Origin of the sequence: Blautia sp. CAG:257 (genome assembly GCF_000433815.1) — a bacterium.
GTDB classification, from domain to species: Bacteria; Bacillota; Clostridia; order Lachnospirales; family Lachnospiraceae; genus Blautia_A; species Blautia_A caecimuris.
The window spans coordinates 5,293-6,021 of the sequence record NZ_HF999081.1; the positions used below are offsets into that span (position 1 = coordinate 5,293).

The 729-nt window shown below is 40.5% G+C and carries 2 protein-coding genes; one reads left to right on the forward strand and one right to left on the reverse strand.

Annotation, left to right across the window (positions count from 1 at the left end; all coding sequences use genetic code 11):
* Nucleotides 1–225 (forward strand): 3D domain-containing protein (locus QVP40_RS10000; RefSeq protein WP_288200463.1); only part of this gene is annotated, 225 nt, incomplete at its 5' end.
* Nucleotides 226–284: 59 nt separating this feature from the next.
* On the opposite strand, the gene QVP40_RS10005 is transcribed toward QVP40_RS10000, so the two are convergent.
* Nucleotides 285–623: a TetR-like C-terminal domain-containing protein gene (locus QVP40_RS10005; RefSeq protein ID WP_022068299.1), complete on the reverse strand. Its 339-nt coding sequence runs from the start codon at nt 621–623 to the stop codon at nt 285–287.
* Nucleotides 624–729 lie beyond the last annotated feature (106 nt).

Consider the following 729-nt stretch of genomic DNA (forward strand, 5'->3'; position numbering starts at 1 on the left):
AATGGAATCACGTCTACAGGTGTAACCGCAACTACCAACCATACAATAGCAGTAGACCCGTCCCAGATCCCTTATGGCAGTCAGGTAGTGATAAACGGACAGGTATATGTGGCAGAGGACTGTGGAGGCGCCATTAAGACAAACTGTATTGATATTTATGTGGCAACCCATGAGGAAGGCGAGTCAAAGGGTGTCTATTATACGGATGTATACCTGATCCAGTAAATACAGAATGCAGTTTCTTTTCCATGCTCTGACAGTAAAGAATCCGGGCACATTTCAGCCTAGACCCGGGTATGCTGGCAGATGATTCTGGCAACTTCTTCCGCGCTTTCCTTCTGGCCGTTTTCTTCCCACTTCAGGAAGGTGTTCAGCAGACCGCCTGCATAGTAATAGATATCATATAAAGACTGAACAGTTTCTTTTGGCAGATAGGAAAGCATAAATTCATTGATTCCGTCCATGAGAATAGAATGAAGCCCGTTTTGTGTCATAGTCAGAAAAAAGGTTTTGTACTGATCAAAGAATTTAAGAGAAAAAACAACATGAGAATACTCCTGGTAATTTCCAAGCCCGGGAGTATTTTTTCGTGCCTTTAAATAGTCTGCAACGATTTCTTTCATATAATCAGTAAGCGCTTCCTGAACAGAATCGTAGTATAGAATAAATTAAATTTCTGCTATATATTTTTGAGATGATGTATGGTAAAATAGTGTTATCTAAGAAAGG